Raw genomic sequence first — 14,021 nt, 5'->3', positions numbered from 1 at the left:
GCGGGGCCGCGGCGCCGCGGCGGCGCGGCGGGCGCACACGCCACGCGCACTAGCCCGGCAGACTGAGCAGCACGATGCCGCCGACCACCACGACCGATGCCGCCACGCGGGCTACCGGCCGGTGCTCGCGGAACACGAGTGCTCCGAACAGGCTGACCAGCACGACGCTGACCTCGCGCACCGGGGCCACGAGCGCGACCGGCGCGATCGTGATCGCCGTCAACACGAGAATGTACGACAGCGGCGACAGCACCCCGAACGCAAGCAGCCGCCCCCACTGCGCACGCAGCACAAGCATCAGCTCCGCCCGCCGCTTCCAGACCGCGACCGTGAACAGCGGAATCTCAAGCGCAGTGCACCCCACCATGAACGCGACGGGCGACAGCTGCCACTCGCGCAGCGCGTGGGCATCCCAGATCGTGTACGCCGCAATCGCGACGCCCGTCACCAACCCCGCCACGATGCTGGGGTCGAGCCTGCGCCTGCCGCGAGATCGCTCGCGCACTATGGACCCGGCGGACACCATCGGACGCCCGATGATCCCGATCGATACGATGCCGCAGACGACGACCAGCACGCCGGCGAGCGCCAGCGGGGACGGCCGCTCACCGAGCACGGTGACCGCGACAATCACCGTGAGCAGCGGGCCCGTACCGCGCGCGGTTGCGTAGACCGTTGAGAGGTCACCGACCGCGTATCCGCGCTGCAGCACGAACATGTAGGCCACGTGCAGCACGGCAGAAACGCTCGCGCCGAGCGCGAATCCGCCCCAGTCCACGCCGCCCGATCCGCCACCAATCCCGCCGGTGACCGGGATCACGCCGAGCCACAGCACCGTGCCGGTGACCGATCCCCACCACAGAAACGGCACCCCCGTGCGGCTCGCTCCGTGGGCGATGATGTTCCAGGCGGCGTGCGCGCACGCGGCGGCGAGTACGAGGATGAACGCGGAAGTCGGCATGACGGGAACCTTCCGCTCGCCAGTTCTGGGCAGGCGAGCGAGGCTCCTCCGGGCTTTTGTCCTGTCAGATGACGCCGGATCGAGGGACCCCGCGTGGCGCCGCTCGGACCAGGCGGGTGACACCTCCGTGTCACCCCGGAACCCTAGGCGCTATCGCTGTTCACCCTACGCCGAAAGCGCGCCGAGCAGGAGCCCGACTGGTCGAAATGCGCCACCGAGCGCCGAGCATTCGCCCGGCGTTCACCGCCCAGCCATCCGCCCACCGCCACACCCGCGGACGCCCATTCGCACTCGCGGACGCGCGTTCGCGCCCGCGGACGCCCATCCGGAGCGGGGTAACTTGTAGGGGGTGTCGCGCCAGCGACACACCCCAAAAGTTACCCCGCTCGCGCGGGCCGACCCCGACCCCGACCGCGCGGCGCACGACCGCCGCTAGCGGGTCGCCCGGCGGGCGCGTGCCACCGCCAGCGCCGTCAGCACGAGGCCCGCAGCCGCCCACAGGGCGAGGACCACGGCAGAGCCGCCGGCCGATCCAGCGCCGGTTGCAATCGATTGGAAGCCGCCGAGCGCCGCGCCCAGCGGACTGAAATCGCCGATCGCCGCGAGCGCGTGCGGCACCGTCGACACGATGCCCGCCGCGAACGACACGACGAGCAGCACGAACGCGACGAACCGTCCCACGCCACCGAACAGCGCCGAAAGCCCCTGCACAATCAGCGCGCTCGCGACGCCCGCCAGCAAGGCGAAACCGAAGAAACGGGCGCCCTGCGCGAAGTCGTATCCGAGCGCAATTGGCAGCACGAGTCCGGCAATCGCGCCCTGGATCGCGCCGAGTCCGAGCGCCGGCAGAGCGCTGCTCAGCGTGATGTATCCGACGCCGCGTGCTGCATCACGGGTGCGCCGCCAGAGGGGCGCCAGCACGAGGAACGCGGCGAGCGCGCCCGCCCACAGCGCGATGCCGGCGAAGAGCGGCACACCTGACGCGTTGAACAGCTCGTCGCTCCCGCCGACGGCCGTGACCGGGGTTGCCGCGGTTTTCGAGATCTGCGCACGTTCGGCTTCGGTGGTCTTCGGAATACCCTTCGCCGCCGTATCGAGCCCGGTCGCCAGGTCGCCCGCGCCATCGGCGAGCTGCGCGGTGCCGTCGACGAGTCCCGAGGTGCCATCCGCGAGCTGGGTCGCGCCGTCGGCGAGCTGCGGGGCGTTCGCCGCGAGCTCGGTGGTGCCGGTGCTCAACTGCGATGCGCCTTCGGCGAGTTGTGCGGCGCCCGCCGAGAGCTGCCCGCCCTGCGCCGCCAACTCTGAGATGCCGGTGCCGAACTGCGCGAGCCCCGCGGTGAGCTGGTCGAGCTGCGCGTTGGGATCGGCACCCGCTGCGCCAGCGCCAGCGCCCAGTTGCGTGTTCAAGGCGTTCGTGGCTTCCTCGAGCCCCGTGGCCCCGCGCCCAGCTTGCCCGAGCCCGCCACCAATCGCGCCCGCGTGGCCCTGCAGCCGGGCGCTGAGCGTCATGCAGTAGTCGGCGTTACCGGTCTCGGTGATGCAGTCGGTGACGATCGGTTCGATGTCTTCGCCAAACTGCTGCGCCCCAACGCCCGCAGCGGTGAGCCCCGCTTTGAGGTCGGCCGACGGCCCCGCAGAGTCGATCTGCAGCTGCGTGAGCGCAGCGATCATGCTCTGCAGCTGCTGCACGGCGGCGATCGCGCCGGCCGATAGCGGCGCGTAAGCGTCCGAGAGCTGCTGCGCGCCCGCGACGTACTGACCGACGCCCGACGACAATTCGCCCGCTCCCGACGAGAGCGTGCCAGCACCCGTTGCCAGTTGCTGCGTGCCGTCGGAGAGTTGGCGCGTGCCGTCCGCGAGCTGAGTCGCGCCCTCGTCGAGCTTCGTCGCGCCTTCAGACAGCTCGGACGTGCCGGATGCCAACTGCGTCGCCCCGTCCGCCGCGTCGCCGACGCCGTCGCCGAGCTTGTTGAATCCGACGTAGACGCCGTCGACGAATTGCTCGCCGAGCTGCTCGTTCAGCACGCGCGTTGCAGTCTGCGTGACGATGCCCGAGAGCGCGGTATCGATCAGACGGCCGCGATCGCTCTCAGTGATGTCGATCCTCGCCTGCGTCGCATCCTGCGGATCCCGAGACAGCGAGGTCGCATCGGCCGAAAAGCTCTTCGGGATCGTGACAACCGTCGTGTACCGGCCGTCAGCCACGCCCGCCTCGGCGTCGTCCTCATCGGTGAGCACCCAGGTGAAGTTGGTGGGGGTATCGCCGGACGTGTGTGATCCGGATCCCGCCCCGGATCCGGACTCAGACCCGGATCCGGATCCCGACTCCCCGATCAGCTCACCCGCGAGCACCCGCCCGAGCGGTACGGTCTGCCCGTCGACCTGCACAGCCTCGTCGAGGTTCACGACGGCCGCCGTCACATTTTCGAGGCGCTCGGTCGGATTCCAGAGCCCCCAGAGCAGCACTCCGGCGACGGTCAGCGGCACGAGCATGATGCCGACGATCGTGGTCCAGCGCACGGGCCGGTTGGTCTTCAGCCGGGTCAAAGCGGCGCTCATCGAACGTTCCCTTCGGAGTCAAACTGGCTGGAGGCGCGAGCGGCCCCGGGCCCGGGTTCGGCCCCACCGCCCTCGCCGCCCCCACCGCCCCCACTTGGAGGCGACAGAAAGTCCGTCTCTGAGCGGCTGAGAGACGGAGTTTCTGTCGCCTCCAGGGGAGCCCCGTAGGGGCTCGGGGTGCCGGGGACCTCCGAGCGCGCCGCGGGAGCCAACGTCGACCCGGCGCCCGGCCCCACCAGCGCCACCGTCTCGGGGAGGATCCGCTGCGCCAGCGCAGCGTCGCCGAGCACCACGACAGTCAGCTCCGGTGCGTCGCCACGCGCCTCCGCCACGGCGTGCGCCGCAAACGCCGAGCGCATGCGATCCACGTCTGCGAGTGGCACGACAGGCTCGGCCACCTCCCGCAGGTCGAGCACGATGACGGCGGGGTTATCCCGCAGGGCATCGCGCAGCGATTCAGGGCTCGCCCACGCCGACCGCGCCCGCAGCGACGCCGCGCGCTCGGGCAGCAGCAGCCCGGCGACCTTCGCGGTGCCCGCGATGATCGGCCCGCGACCGGTGAGCGCCTCGGCGAGCGCACCCGCAGTGTGCGCGAGCACCGGGTCACGGGGGTCGAGCAGCAGCGCCTGCCCGGGCGCAACGCGCAGCGTCGGCGCCGACGCACCACCCGGCAACCGCAGCGCGTCGGCCGCGATGCGCACCTCTGGCATATCCGTCGGCCACGACGCGTGCGCAATCTCGCGCGCCAGCCCCTCGCCTTCGATATCGAACGACGGCAGCACCCGGCTCAGCCAGCGCGGCATCTGCCAGGCGCGGTCACCGAGCAGCGCGAGCACAGCTGGCACGAGCGTCATACGCACGATAAACGCGTCGACAAACACGCCAACGGCGAGACCGAGCGCGATGACCTTGATGCTGGGGTCGCCCTCGGGCACGAACGCCGCGAAGACGGCGATCATGATGAGCGCGGCGGCGGTCACGACCTTGGCGCTGCCCACGTACCCGCGACGAATCGCGGTCTGCGCGTCGGCACCGTGCACGTACTCCTCGCGAATCCGCGACACGAGAAACACCTCGTAGTCCATTGCGAGGCCGAACAGCACGCCCATCAAGATGATCGGCATGAAGCTCAGCACGGGCCCCGTCGAGTGCACGTTCAGCGCGTCGCCGAGCCACCCCCACTGGAACACGGCGACTACCGCGCCGAACGCGACGCCGACCGACAGCAGGTAGCCGAGGGTCGCCTTGATCGGCACCCACACCGATCGGAACACCATCGCGAGCAGAATCAGCGACAGCCCGACGACGAGAATGCCGAACGGCAGCAGCGCCTCGCCGAGCAGATTCGACACGTCGATGCCCACGGCCGTGAACCCGGTCACGGCCAGGCTGACGCCGTACTTGTCGAGCCATTCGTCGTGGTGGTCGCGCAGCTCGGCGACGAGCCGCGATGTGCTCTCGGCCTGCGGTCCGTCGTCGGGGACGACCTGAATAATGCCGGTGTCGGCGTTCTGGTTCGGCGTCGCGAGCGGCACGTCGTGCACGCCCGGAATGCTGCGCACCTCGTCGGCGAGATCGTCCATGAGCCCCACGGGATCGTCGCTCGTGATGATCGAACCCGTCAAGATGAGCGGTCCGTTCGCGCCCTCGCCGAAGTGCTCGCCGGTGAGTTCGTATGTCACGCGGGCCGGGTCGGTCTGCTCCAGTGATTCGGCACCGGGCAGCGCGAGGCGCAGTTGGGTCATGGGGAGGGCGGCGACGCCGAGCACGACGAGCACCGTCAGGATCGTGACGACGGGCTTCGCCGTCGCCACTCGCACCCAGCCGGCGAAGAAGCGCTCTGCGCGGCTGGGCCCGTGCGGCTGCTTCGTGCTCGCCGCGGACGCGTGCGGATCGAGGCTGATCTCGCGATCCGGATCAGCGCCCGCCGCCTCACGCGCGGCGAGCGCCGCCCGCTGCTTTTTCGGCAGGATGCGCATGCCCGCCATTGCGAGGATCGCGGGCGTGAGCGTCACGCCGATCAGCACCGCGACCGCCACGCCCGCCGCCGCTGCGACGCCGAGCGCGGTCAAAAATGGGATGCCAGCGACCGAGAGGCCGAGCAGCGCAATGATCACGGTCAGCCCGGCAAACACGACCGCGGATCCACTGGTCGCCGTCGCGCGCGCGATCGATTCGGTCACGCCGAGCCCGGAGCGCAGCTGTTCCTGGTGTCGGCTGACGATGAAGAGCGTGTAGTCGATGCCGACGGCGAGTCCGAGCATGAGCGCCAGCATCGGGGTCGTCGAGGTCATCTCGGCGAACGCCGTGGTGACGAACAGCCCCGCGATCGTCACTCCAACTCCGAGAATCGCGATGAGCAGTGGCATCCCCGCGGCGACGAGCGATCCGAGCGTGAAGAGCAGCACGATGAACGCCACCACCACGCCGATCGCCTCGGTCGCGCTAAACGCTGGGATCGAGGTCGAGAACACGTCGCCGCCGTAGGAGACCTGGGATCCGGCGGGGAGTTCGTCTGTCAAATCGGCCGCGACCTTCGTAATGCCGTCGGTCGTACCCTCGGGCACGTCACTCTGCGCGTCGGCGATCTGAATGGTGAGCAGCGCTGCCCGGCCGTCGTCGCTCAGCCCGCTCGGGGCTTGCTCGGCGAACGGGTACGAGACCGCGTTCACATCCTTGAGGTCCTCGAGCTGTTTTGCTGCGTCGGTCACCGGCCGCTCGAACGCCGCATCGTCGACGCGGGACCCTTCGGGCGCGACAACGATAACCGTTGCGCTCGTTCCGCTCACCTCGGGGAAGGTGCGCGCGAGCGTGTCGATTGCCGCCTGCGACTCCGTGCCGGGGATCGTGATCGGCGCGTTCGCGCCCTGCGAGAACAGCCCGGCGCCGACACCGAGAATGGCGAGGATCGCGATCCAGATCATCAGCACGAGCCATTTTGCGCGGGTCGCCCAGAGTCCGATCGCGTGCAGCAGTGTCGACATACGGGTGAAGCCTCTCGATTACGGCGGCGCGGGCCAGCGAAGCGGGCACGCGAGTGCGGGCCGTCACGCGCGAGTGCGCGCCGTCAATACCTGTCAGTATCGAGCCGCCGATACATGAGTGTATCCGATTCGATACACTCATGTATCGAGGTAATATTCAGGCAGCGTACGTATTTGAGACCGAGGAGGCACCTACCGTGAGTATCACCCACCAGGAGCCCCCCACCGCGCGCCGACGCGAGACGCGTACCCGTCTCCTCGATGCCGCGACCGAGGTATTCGCCGAATCGGGGGTGCAGGGCGCATCTGTCGAGCAGGTCTGCGCGCGAGCGGGGTTCACGCGCGGCGCGTTCTACTCGAACTTTTCGACCAAAGAGGAACTGTTTCTCGCCGTGCTCGAGCGCGAGTTCGACCGCCGAGCCAGCGAGGTCGAGGCGACCATCGCGGAACTCACGCCCACGCTCCAGCAACTGCGCGGCCTCATTGATCCGGACCAAGCGGCCGAGTACATCACGCGCTTCATCACCCCGGAGAAGGGCCAGAACCACTGGTTCCTGCTCGAGACCGAGTTCTCCCTGTTAGCCATGCGCGACCCAGAAGTCGCACCCGGTTACGTCGAGCTGCTCACGCGGGCGACCGCCAACTTCGCGGCACTCGTCGAAACCGCAATCACGGCCGCGGGCAGGCGCTTCATCTTCCCGGCCGACCGCACGACGGAGATCATCGACGGCATGTGCGAGCGTGCGGTGCGCAACACGATGGCGGGCGGCGACGATCAGAGCGGCGGCATCGACGCGCTGCCGCAGCAGATCAGCGCACTGCTCTTCGTCGTCACGGAACCAATCCCGAGCGAAGACCCCGAGACCGAGACCGAGACCGAGACCGAGACCGAGACCGAGAATCCGGTCACCCCGTAGAATCGTCCCGTGCTGCTCTCAGATCGCGACATCAAGGCCGAACTCGAATCCGGACGCATCGGACTCGCCCCGAGCGAGCCCTCGATGGTGCAGCCGTCGAGCGTCGACGTACGGCTCGACCGCTACTTTCGACTGTTCGACAACCACAAGTACGCGGTGATCGACCCCGCAGAAGAGCAGCCGGAGCTGACGCGCCTCATCGAGGTCGACCCAGCCGAGGGCTTCATTCTGCACCCCGGCGAGTTCGTACTCGGCTCGACCTATGAGCAGATCACGCTGCCCGATGACGTGGCGGCGCGCCTCGAAGGCAAGAGTTCGCTCGGCCGACTCGGCCTGCTCACGCACTCGACCGCCGGCTTCATCGATCCCGGTTTCGAGGGGCACGTCACCCTTGAGCTGTCGAACGTCGCGACGCTGCCGATCCGGCTGTGGCCCGGCATGAAAATCGGTCAGCTCTGCTTCTTCCGACTGTCGTCACCGGCCGAGCGTCCGTACGGCTCTGGCGCAACGTTCTCGCGCTACCTGGGCCAGCGTGGGCCGACGGCCTCACGCTCGCACCTGAACTTCCACCGCGCCGATGTCACGGCCACCGAAGCCGGCGCCCCGGGAGCCTAACCGCACCAATACCTCAGGAGAATCTCATGCGCGGAGTCATCATGCACGCCCCCGGCGACGTTCGGGTCGAGGATCGCGACCGCCCGACGATCGTCGAGCCCACTGACGCGGTCATCAAGCTCACCGCCTCCTGCATCTGCGGTTCCGATCTGTGGCCGTACCGCGGCGCCGACACCGTGGCAGACGCTCCGATGGGACACGAATATGTCGGCGTCGTCACCGAGATCGGCGCTGACGTGCAGACGCTCAACATCGGCGACTTTGTGGTCGGCTCGTTCTTTGCCTCCGACAACACGTGCGAGATCTGCAAGTCGGGCTATCAGACCCACTGCGTGCAGCGGCAGCCGGGCGCCCCGACCGGCGCGCAGTCGGAGTACGCGCGGATTCCGCTCGCCGACGGCACGCTCGTCGCGACCCCGGGGCAACCCGATCCCGAACTGATTCCGTCGCTGCTCGCGGCCTCCGACGTGCTCGGCACCGGCTGGTTCGCGGCCGTCGCGGCCGAGGCCGGGCCAGGCAAGACCGTCGCCGTTGTCGGCGACGGCGCGGTGGGCCTGCTCGGCATCCTTGCCGCGAAACAGCTCGGCGCCGACCGCATCATCGCCATGTCGCGGCACGCCGACCGGCAGGCACTCGCGCGTCAGTTCGGGGCAACCGACATCGTTGAGGAGCGCGGCGACGAGGGTGTCGCACGCATCAAGGAGCTCACCGACGGGCTCGGCGCGCACAGCACCATCGAGGCCGTCGGCACGCAGGAGTCGATGCAGCAGGCGATCCGCGCGACCCGCGCCGGCGGGCACGTTGGCTTCGTGGGCGTCTCACACGACGTCTCGCTCGAGGGCCGGCAGCTGTTCCACTCGGGTGTGCACCTGCACGGCGGGCCCGCGCCCGTGCGGCGTTTCCTGCCCGAGCTGATTCAACTGATTTGGGATCGCAAGATCGATCCCGGCGTCGTTTTCGACCTCACGCTCCCGCTCGAGGAAGCCGCTGAGGGCTACCGCGCGATGGACGAGCGGCGCGCGACGAAGGTGCTGCTGACGATGGACTAGCGGGCGGAGCGTGCCGGGCTCGCGGCGCTCGTGTTACACCGCTACTGCGCGAGTGTCGCGGCGCCGCGCGCCTCATTTTCCGCGATGATGCGCTGCTGCTGCTTCATTTGACCGGAGAGCATCGCCATGAGCGCGAATCCGCCCACCAGCGCCGCCGCAATGAGCAACCAGATGCCCGCATCGGGATCGATAAGCCCGGTGGCATATATCAGCACGATGAGGATCGCGAAGACGCCGCCCTCGATCACCGCGAACCGCAGAAACCCGCGCATGCGTCGCTGCGTGAGCGCCGTCATCTCGGCCTGCGCGATATCGTCGAGGTCGGGTGCTGGCTGCTGCGGGGTCTGCGTCATACGTCGAGGCTAGCGCTTGCGGCTGCTGCTGTGGCTGCCGCTACTTGCGGCTGTTGCGACGGCGCCGGGTCAGCGCTGTGCGGCGCCCGAGCGCTTGCGGTCGCGCCGCGCCTGCTCGGCGAGCATCTCGTTATAGGCCTCGAGCTCGGCGCCACCTGAGCGGTCGTCGGCACGATCCTTGCGCTTCTGCTCTTTTTCGTCGCTGCGCGACCACTGAATCGCCACGATCAGCGCCAGAGCGAGCGTCGGCAATTCACCGATACCCCAGGCAATGCCGCCGCCGGTCGACTGATCCTCAAGCGGTGGTGCCCCCCAGGTGCGCCCCATCGCTCCATACCAGTCGGCGAGCAGCAGCCCGTCGCCCGTCATGATGGTGACACCGAAGAACGCGTGTGACGCCATTGTCGCGAACAGCGTGACGATGCGCAGTGGGTACGGGAAGCGGTACGGCACCGGGTCGACGCCGATCATCGACAGGTTGAACAGGTAGCCAGAGATCAAGAAGTGGATGATCATCCACTGGTGTCCGAGGTGCTCTTCGGCCGCCCAGTTGGCGATCGGCGTGAAGTAGAAGATCCACAGCGATCCAGAGAACATGACCGCCGCGAAGGCCGGATGCGTGACGACCTTCGAGAACGGAGTCTGCACTGCCCAGAGAATCCACTCGCGGCCGCCCCACGAGCCGTCGGTGCGCTTGTGCGTCGCGCGCAGTGCGAGCGTGACGGGCGCACCCAGCACCAGGAAGAGCGGGATCAGCATCGCCAGCATCATGTGCCCGAGCATGTGCACGCTGAACAGGTACTGCTCGTACGCGTTGAGCGCACCGTTCGTCGTGTAGGCGAGCAGCAGGATGCCGAGAACCCAAGCGGTCGTGCGACCCGCCGACCAGCGATCGCCGCGGCGCGCGAGGCGAATCACGGCTGCGAGGTACATGCCGATCGCGAAAACACAGACGAGCGCCCAGAGCAGATCGAACTTCCACTCGGTGAGGTAGCTCATCGGCGTGAGCTCGGGGGGCAGCGGGTCGCCCGTGAGCCACTCCGCCGGGCTGATGCCGCCCGGCTGATCGCGCACCGGCTCGAGTGCCACCGGGGTCGCCGTGCGACCGAGCGCGCCCGCGATGCCGCTCGCCACACCCATCACGGCGAGCTCGCAGACCACGAACCACGCAAACGGCCGCATGCCGCGCGTCGAGTCGGCGATGCGCGGGATCAGGCGAACGCGCTGCAGCGCGCCGAACGCGCCGAGCACGATGAGAGAGCCCGACTTCAGCAGCACGAGCTGCCCGTAGCCGGTGCCGAAGAGCGCGTCCCAAGAGCCCAGGCGCAGCCAGGCGCTCACGACACCGGACGCGGCGACCCCGATGAACGCGAGCAGCGCGATCGACGAGTAGCGCGACACGATCGCGGCGAGGCGCTTGTGATCGACGGTGCGCGCAATAAAGATGAGCGTGAGTAGCCCGCCGAGCCAGACGGCGGCGCCCACGATGTGCACGAGCAGCGCGTTGACCGCGGCGCCGTGCCCGGACGCGCCGGCGGCGTGACCCTGCTGGGCGAGGGGCAGAGCCGTCGCGAGGGCGGCGACCAGCACGATGAGGGTGAGCTTGCGCCCGCGCACGGCGAACGCGAGCACGGTCGTGACGGCGGCGAGCAGAAGCTCAAGCAGCCAGAATTGTCCGAGCTCGATCTCGGTCAAGAATTGCGCGAGCCCCGCGCCGAACGATGCGCTCCCCGAGAACGGCTGGCTCGACACATCCAGGTAGGTGAACAGGGTGGCCGCTGCGCTCGCAACGGTGAGCACGGCGGCGGATCCCGCGGCGACATCCATGGCGAGGCGCGTCTCGGGGCGGTCGCTCGCGAGCACCCACACCGACATCACGACCGAGCCGATGAGGCCGGCCATCGCCACGTTCACGATGGTGCGGGTGATGGGCAACCCGTAGCGCACGATCGCACCGGGGTCGGCGAGCGAGCGCTCGGCGGCGGCTCCCCCGATGCCGAGACCCACCCAGAGGGCCAGCAGCGTCACCGCAAGCAGTACGGCGGGGGCGATAACGCGGGCGAAACGGGGCACCCGACTAGCCTACGCGCTGCGGGGTGGGAGCTCCCCCGAAGCCCGCCCCCTCGCGCCCCCGCGCGCCCTGCGCACCCCGCGCACCCCGCGCGGGTGAGCAAAATTTGTCACTCCAAGCCTCAAAAGTGACAAGTATTGCTCACCCGGGAGGGCGCGCCAGCCAGGGGTGAGCAATATTTGTCACCCTCGCCCCCGAAAGTGTCAAGGATTGCTCACCCGGGAGGGGGCGCAGGGCAAGGGCGCGGGCGCAGGGAAGGGCGCGGGGGCCTAGGGGCGCGGGGCAAGGCCCACACACAACAAAGCCCCCGAGCGCAGCGCGACCGGGGGCTTTGGAGAAGACGAAGTTACTTGACAGCTGCCTTGAGCTTGCTGCCAACCGACACCTTGACGCGCTTGCCAGCGGGGATGTCGATCGACTCGCCGGTGCGCGGGTTGCGGCCGGTGCGAGCAGCGGTGGTTGCGGTCTCGAAGGAGATCCAGCCCGGGATCGAAACCTTCTCGCCCGAAGCAACGGTCTCGGAAACAGCGGAGAACAGTCCGTCGATCACGCTGGAGACGGCTGCCTGGCTCTGTCCGGTCTCTGCAGCGATCTTCGCGACAAGCTCGGTCTTGTTGAGTGCCATGTTGTGTCCTTCCAGGGCGATGCGCCGCGCACGGGCATGCCCCTAGATCTTGGTTCAGGGTTCCCTCCGGGCGGAGGGTCCGATCGATTGATCGGTACGAATCTACCCCAATTCGGCGGAATTATGCGGATTTTCTGACACAAGTCTTACTCAGCGTGTCGGAACTTTCCCAGCAAGGGGTGCATTTTCGCGCTCTGGGGGCCAATTGTTGAACCGAGTTGTCGGTGAAGTCCACCTCGCAGACCCATCGGACTGCTATCTTTGTCGGACAATGTCAGAATTCGCCGATATCTCCCTCCACCGCGTCAGCACCGCGGAGGCCGTCGCAGACGCGCTGGTAGGGCTGATCGTTTCGGGAGTTCTGCGCTCAGGGGAGCCGCTGCGCGAGAGCAGCTTGTCAACGAAGCTCGGCGTCTCGCGCAACTCGCTGCGCGAAGCCATCCGGCTGCTTGAGCGCAGTCGCCTGGTCAAATACGTGATTCACCGCGGCGCGATCGTGGTCACTCCGACGCTCGCCGACCTCGAAGACCTCTACCGCACGCGGCGCCAGCTCGAACTCGCGGGCGTTCGCGAGGAACCAAACGAGGATCAGCTCGCCGCGATCACCCGCGCGTATGACGCTCTCGTCAGCACCTCGCAGCTCAAGACGGCCGAGCCGATTGTCGCCGCCGACCTTGCGCTCCATCAGGCGATCGTCGACGTACTCGGCAGCGAGCGGCTGAGCACGTTCTACCGCCAGATCTGCAAGGAGCTGGTGTTCTACTTCACGGTGCTCTCGTACACGGACGAAGAGTACATCGACCCCGAGACGTCGATCATTCACCGCCACCAGGGCATGGTCGAGGCAATCGTCGCCGGTGATCGCGAGACGGCGCACGACCTGCTCGCCGACCACATCGACGAGAACTACGAGCGGCTGAAAGAGATCTTGACCGCTCGCCAGGCCGAAGTGAGCGAGTAGTCCACGATTAGCGATCGGCGCATCGAACGGGGTGTGCCGAGCCCTTCTGGAGGGCCCGGCACACACGCTACTCGGACGGGATGGTGATGAGGCCGAAGATCTCGCCCTGCGGTGCCTGCACGATCGACATTCGGCCAAATGCTGAGTCCATTGCGGGCATCAGGACCGTAGCGCCGAGTTCACCGGCGGTCGCTGTGGTGGCGTCGACGTCATTCGCGGCAAACCAGGTAAGCCAGTAGTTCGGCATACCCTCTGCGAGCTGCGTGTCCTTCTGAATGCCCCCAACCTCGGAAGCATCATCCGCACGCCGCAGTGTCGCGTAGGTGAAACCCTCACTGGAGATGTCGTTGTACTGGTAACCGAACACGGCCGTGTAGAACTCTTTCGCCGCATCGTCGTCTCGGGTGTGCAGCTCGTTCCAGCACAGCGCGCCGTGCTCATTGACGCGCTCCGAGCCGATGTGCGAACCGGCCTGCCAGATGCCGAATACGGCGCCCACCGTGTCGACCGCGACGGCCATCCGCCCGGAATCCATGACATCGAACGGGGGCGCGAGCAGCTGCCCACCGGCCGCGAGGACGGCCTGGGCGCTCGCGTCAACGTCGGACGAACCGATGTACGTGGTCCACACGGTCGGCATTTGAGCGTCCTGCTTCGGTCCGATCCCCGCGACGGCTTTGCCGTCAATCTGTGCCAGCAGGTAACCACCCGATTCCTGACCACCGGAAAGATAGTCCCAACCGAACAGCGAGGTGTAGAACGCCTTCGCCGCCTCAACGTCATCGGTGCCGAGGTCTACCCAGGTCGGGGTGCCGTCGGGCCACGGGGTGCTGCGAATCGTCATGGGTTCTCCTAAATGAAATGAGCCGAGAATCGGCAACCAGAGACGACGTCGCTCACGTACCCTCCGAGTATTCGCGATGGCA

The 14,021-nt window shown here is 68.1% G+C and carries 11 protein-coding genes; 4 read left to right on the top strand and 7 right to left on the bottom strand.

The window, feature by feature from the left end; all coding sequences use genetic code 11:
* Nucleotides 1–49: 49 nt before the first annotated feature.
* The 3 genes from ACFWHR_RS01565 to ACFWHR_RS01555 all read right to left on the bottom strand — a co-directional run bounded on the left by ACFWHR_RS01565 (nt 50) and on the right by ACFWHR_RS01555 (nt 6,504).
* Nucleotides 50–961 carry an EamA family transporter gene (locus ACFWHR_RS01565; protein ID WP_382446508.1) on the bottom strand — a complete coding sequence of 304 codons (912 nt, stop codon included), beginning with the start codon at nt 959–961 and terminating at the stop codon, nt 50–52.
* 432 nt (nt 962–1,393) lie between these two features.
* Entirely contained in the window at nt 1,394–3,520 is a 2,127-nt protein-coding gene (locus tag ACFWHR_RS01560) for a YhgE/Pip domain-containing protein (RefSeq protein WP_382446507.1), read from the bottom strand.
* Nucleotides 3,517–6,504: an MMPL family transporter gene (locus ACFWHR_RS01555; RefSeq protein WP_382446506.1), complete on the bottom strand. Its 2,988-nt coding sequence runs from the start codon at nt 6,502–6,504 to the stop codon at nt 3,517–3,519. The genes ACFWHR_RS01560 and ACFWHR_RS01555 overlap by 4 nt, the downstream gene beginning before the upstream one ends.
* A 197-nt stretch (nt 6,505–6,701) precedes the next feature.
* Here ACFWHR_RS01555 and ACFWHR_RS01550 point away from each other — a divergent pair, with 197 nt between their 5' ends.
* Genes ACFWHR_RS01550 through ACFWHR_RS01540 form a run of 3 tightly spaced genes read left to right on the top strand, consistent with a single transcriptional unit; the run spans nt 6,702 to nt 9,085 of the window.
* A complete protein-coding gene (locus ACFWHR_RS01550; protein ID WP_382446505.1) occupies nt 6,702–7,421 on the top strand; it encodes a TetR/AcrR family transcriptional regulator in 720 nt (239 codons plus the stop codon).
* A 9-nt stretch (nt 7,422–7,430) separates the two neighbouring features.
* The gene (gene dcd, locus ACFWHR_RS01545; RefSeq protein ID WP_382446504.1) at nt 7,431–8,036 is read left to right on the top strand and encodes a dCTP deaminase; all 606 of its coding nucleotides are present in this window, start codon (nt 7,431–7,433) and stop codon (nt 8,034–8,036) included.
* 26 nt (nt 8,037–8,062) lie between these two features.
* Nucleotides 8,063–9,085 carry a zinc-dependent alcohol dehydrogenase family protein gene (locus tag ACFWHR_RS01540; RefSeq protein WP_382446503.1) on the top strand — a complete coding sequence of 341 codons (1,023 nt, stop codon included), beginning with the start codon at nt 8,063–8,065 and terminating at the stop codon, nt 9,083–9,085.
* 41 nt (nt 9,086–9,126) lie between these two features.
* Here ACFWHR_RS01540 and ACFWHR_RS01535 read toward each other — a convergent pair whose 3' ends face one another.
* The 3 genes from ACFWHR_RS01535 to ACFWHR_RS01525 all read right to left on the bottom strand — a co-directional run bounded on the left by ACFWHR_RS01535 (nt 9,127) and on the right by ACFWHR_RS01525 (nt 12,134).
* Nucleotides 9,127–9,438, bottom strand: a complete 312-nt coding sequence (locus tag ACFWHR_RS01535) for a hypothetical protein (RefSeq protein ID WP_382446502.1) — start codon at nt 9,436–9,438, stop codon at nt 9,127–9,129.
* 69 nt (nt 9,439–9,507) lie between these two features.
* A complete protein-coding gene (locus ACFWHR_RS01530) occupies nt 9,508–11,511 on the bottom strand; it encodes a cytochrome c oxidase assembly protein (protein WP_382446501.1) in 2,004 nt (667 codons plus the stop codon).
* A gap of 344 nt (nt 11,512–11,855) precedes the next feature.
* Nucleotides 11,856–12,134: an HU family DNA-binding protein gene (locus ACFWHR_RS01525; protein ID WP_382446500.1), complete on the bottom strand. Its 279-nt coding sequence runs from the start codon at nt 12,132–12,134 to the stop codon at nt 11,856–11,858.
* Nucleotides 12,135–12,405: 271 nt separating this feature from the next.
* Here ACFWHR_RS01525 and ACFWHR_RS01520 point away from each other — a divergent pair, with 271 nt between their 5' ends.
* The gene (locus ACFWHR_RS01520) at nt 12,406–13,095 is read left to right on the top strand and encodes a GntR family transcriptional regulator (protein ID WP_382446499.1); all 690 of its coding nucleotides are present in this window, start codon (nt 12,406–12,408) and stop codon (nt 13,093–13,095) included.
* 67 nt (nt 13,096–13,162) lie between these two features.
* Here the strand turns inward: ACFWHR_RS01520 and ACFWHR_RS01515 are convergent, their stop codons facing one another.
* The gene (locus ACFWHR_RS01515; RefSeq protein WP_382446498.1) at nt 13,163–13,939 is read right to left on the bottom strand and encodes a VOC family protein; all 777 of its coding nucleotides are present in this window, start codon (nt 13,937–13,939) and stop codon (nt 13,163–13,165) included.
* Between the last annotated feature and the right edge of the window lie 82 nt (nt 13,940–14,021).

Source organism: Leucobacter sp. NPDC058333 (assembly GCF_042726155.1).
Lineage (GTDB): Bacteria > Actinomycetota > Actinomycetes > Actinomycetales > Microbacteriaceae > Leucobacter.
Note: the sequence above shows the minus strand (reverse complement) of the source record. Positions and strands in the feature narration are given on the sequence as shown.

Excerpts from the sequence above, each read along its gene's own strand:
- ACFWHR_RS01565 (WP_382446508.1), bottom strand. The coding sequence starts at position 961 with ATGCCGACTTCCGCGTTCATCCTCGTACTCGCCGCCGCGTGCGCGCAC.
- ACFWHR_RS01560 (WP_382446507.1), bottom strand. The coding sequence starts at position 3,520 with ATGAGCGCCGCTTTGACCCGGCTGAAGACCAACCGGCCCGTGCGCTGG.
- ACFWHR_RS01525 (WP_382446500.1), bottom strand. The coding sequence starts at position 12,134 with ATGGCACTCAACAAGACCGAGCTTGTCGCGAAGATCGCTGCAGAGACC.
- ACFWHR_RS01555 (WP_382446506.1), bottom strand. The coding sequence starts at position 6,504 with ATGTCGACACTGCTGCACGCGATCGGACTCTGGGCGACCCGCGCAAAA.
- ACFWHR_RS01540 (WP_382446503.1), top strand. The coding sequence starts at position 8,063 with ATGCGCGGAGTCATCATGCACGCCCCCGGCGACGTTCGGGTCGAGGAT.
- ACFWHR_RS01520 (WP_382446499.1), top strand. The coding sequence starts at position 12,406 with ATGTCAGAATTCGCCGATATCTCCCTCCACCGCGTCAGCACCGCGGAG.
- ACFWHR_RS01515 (WP_382446498.1), bottom strand. The coding sequence starts at position 13,939 with ATGACGATTCGCAGCACCCCGTGGCCCGACGGCACCCCGACCTGGGTA.
- ACFWHR_RS01535 (WP_382446502.1), bottom strand. The coding sequence starts at position 9,438 with ATGACGCAGACCCCGCAGCAGCCAGCACCCGACCTCGACGATATCGCG.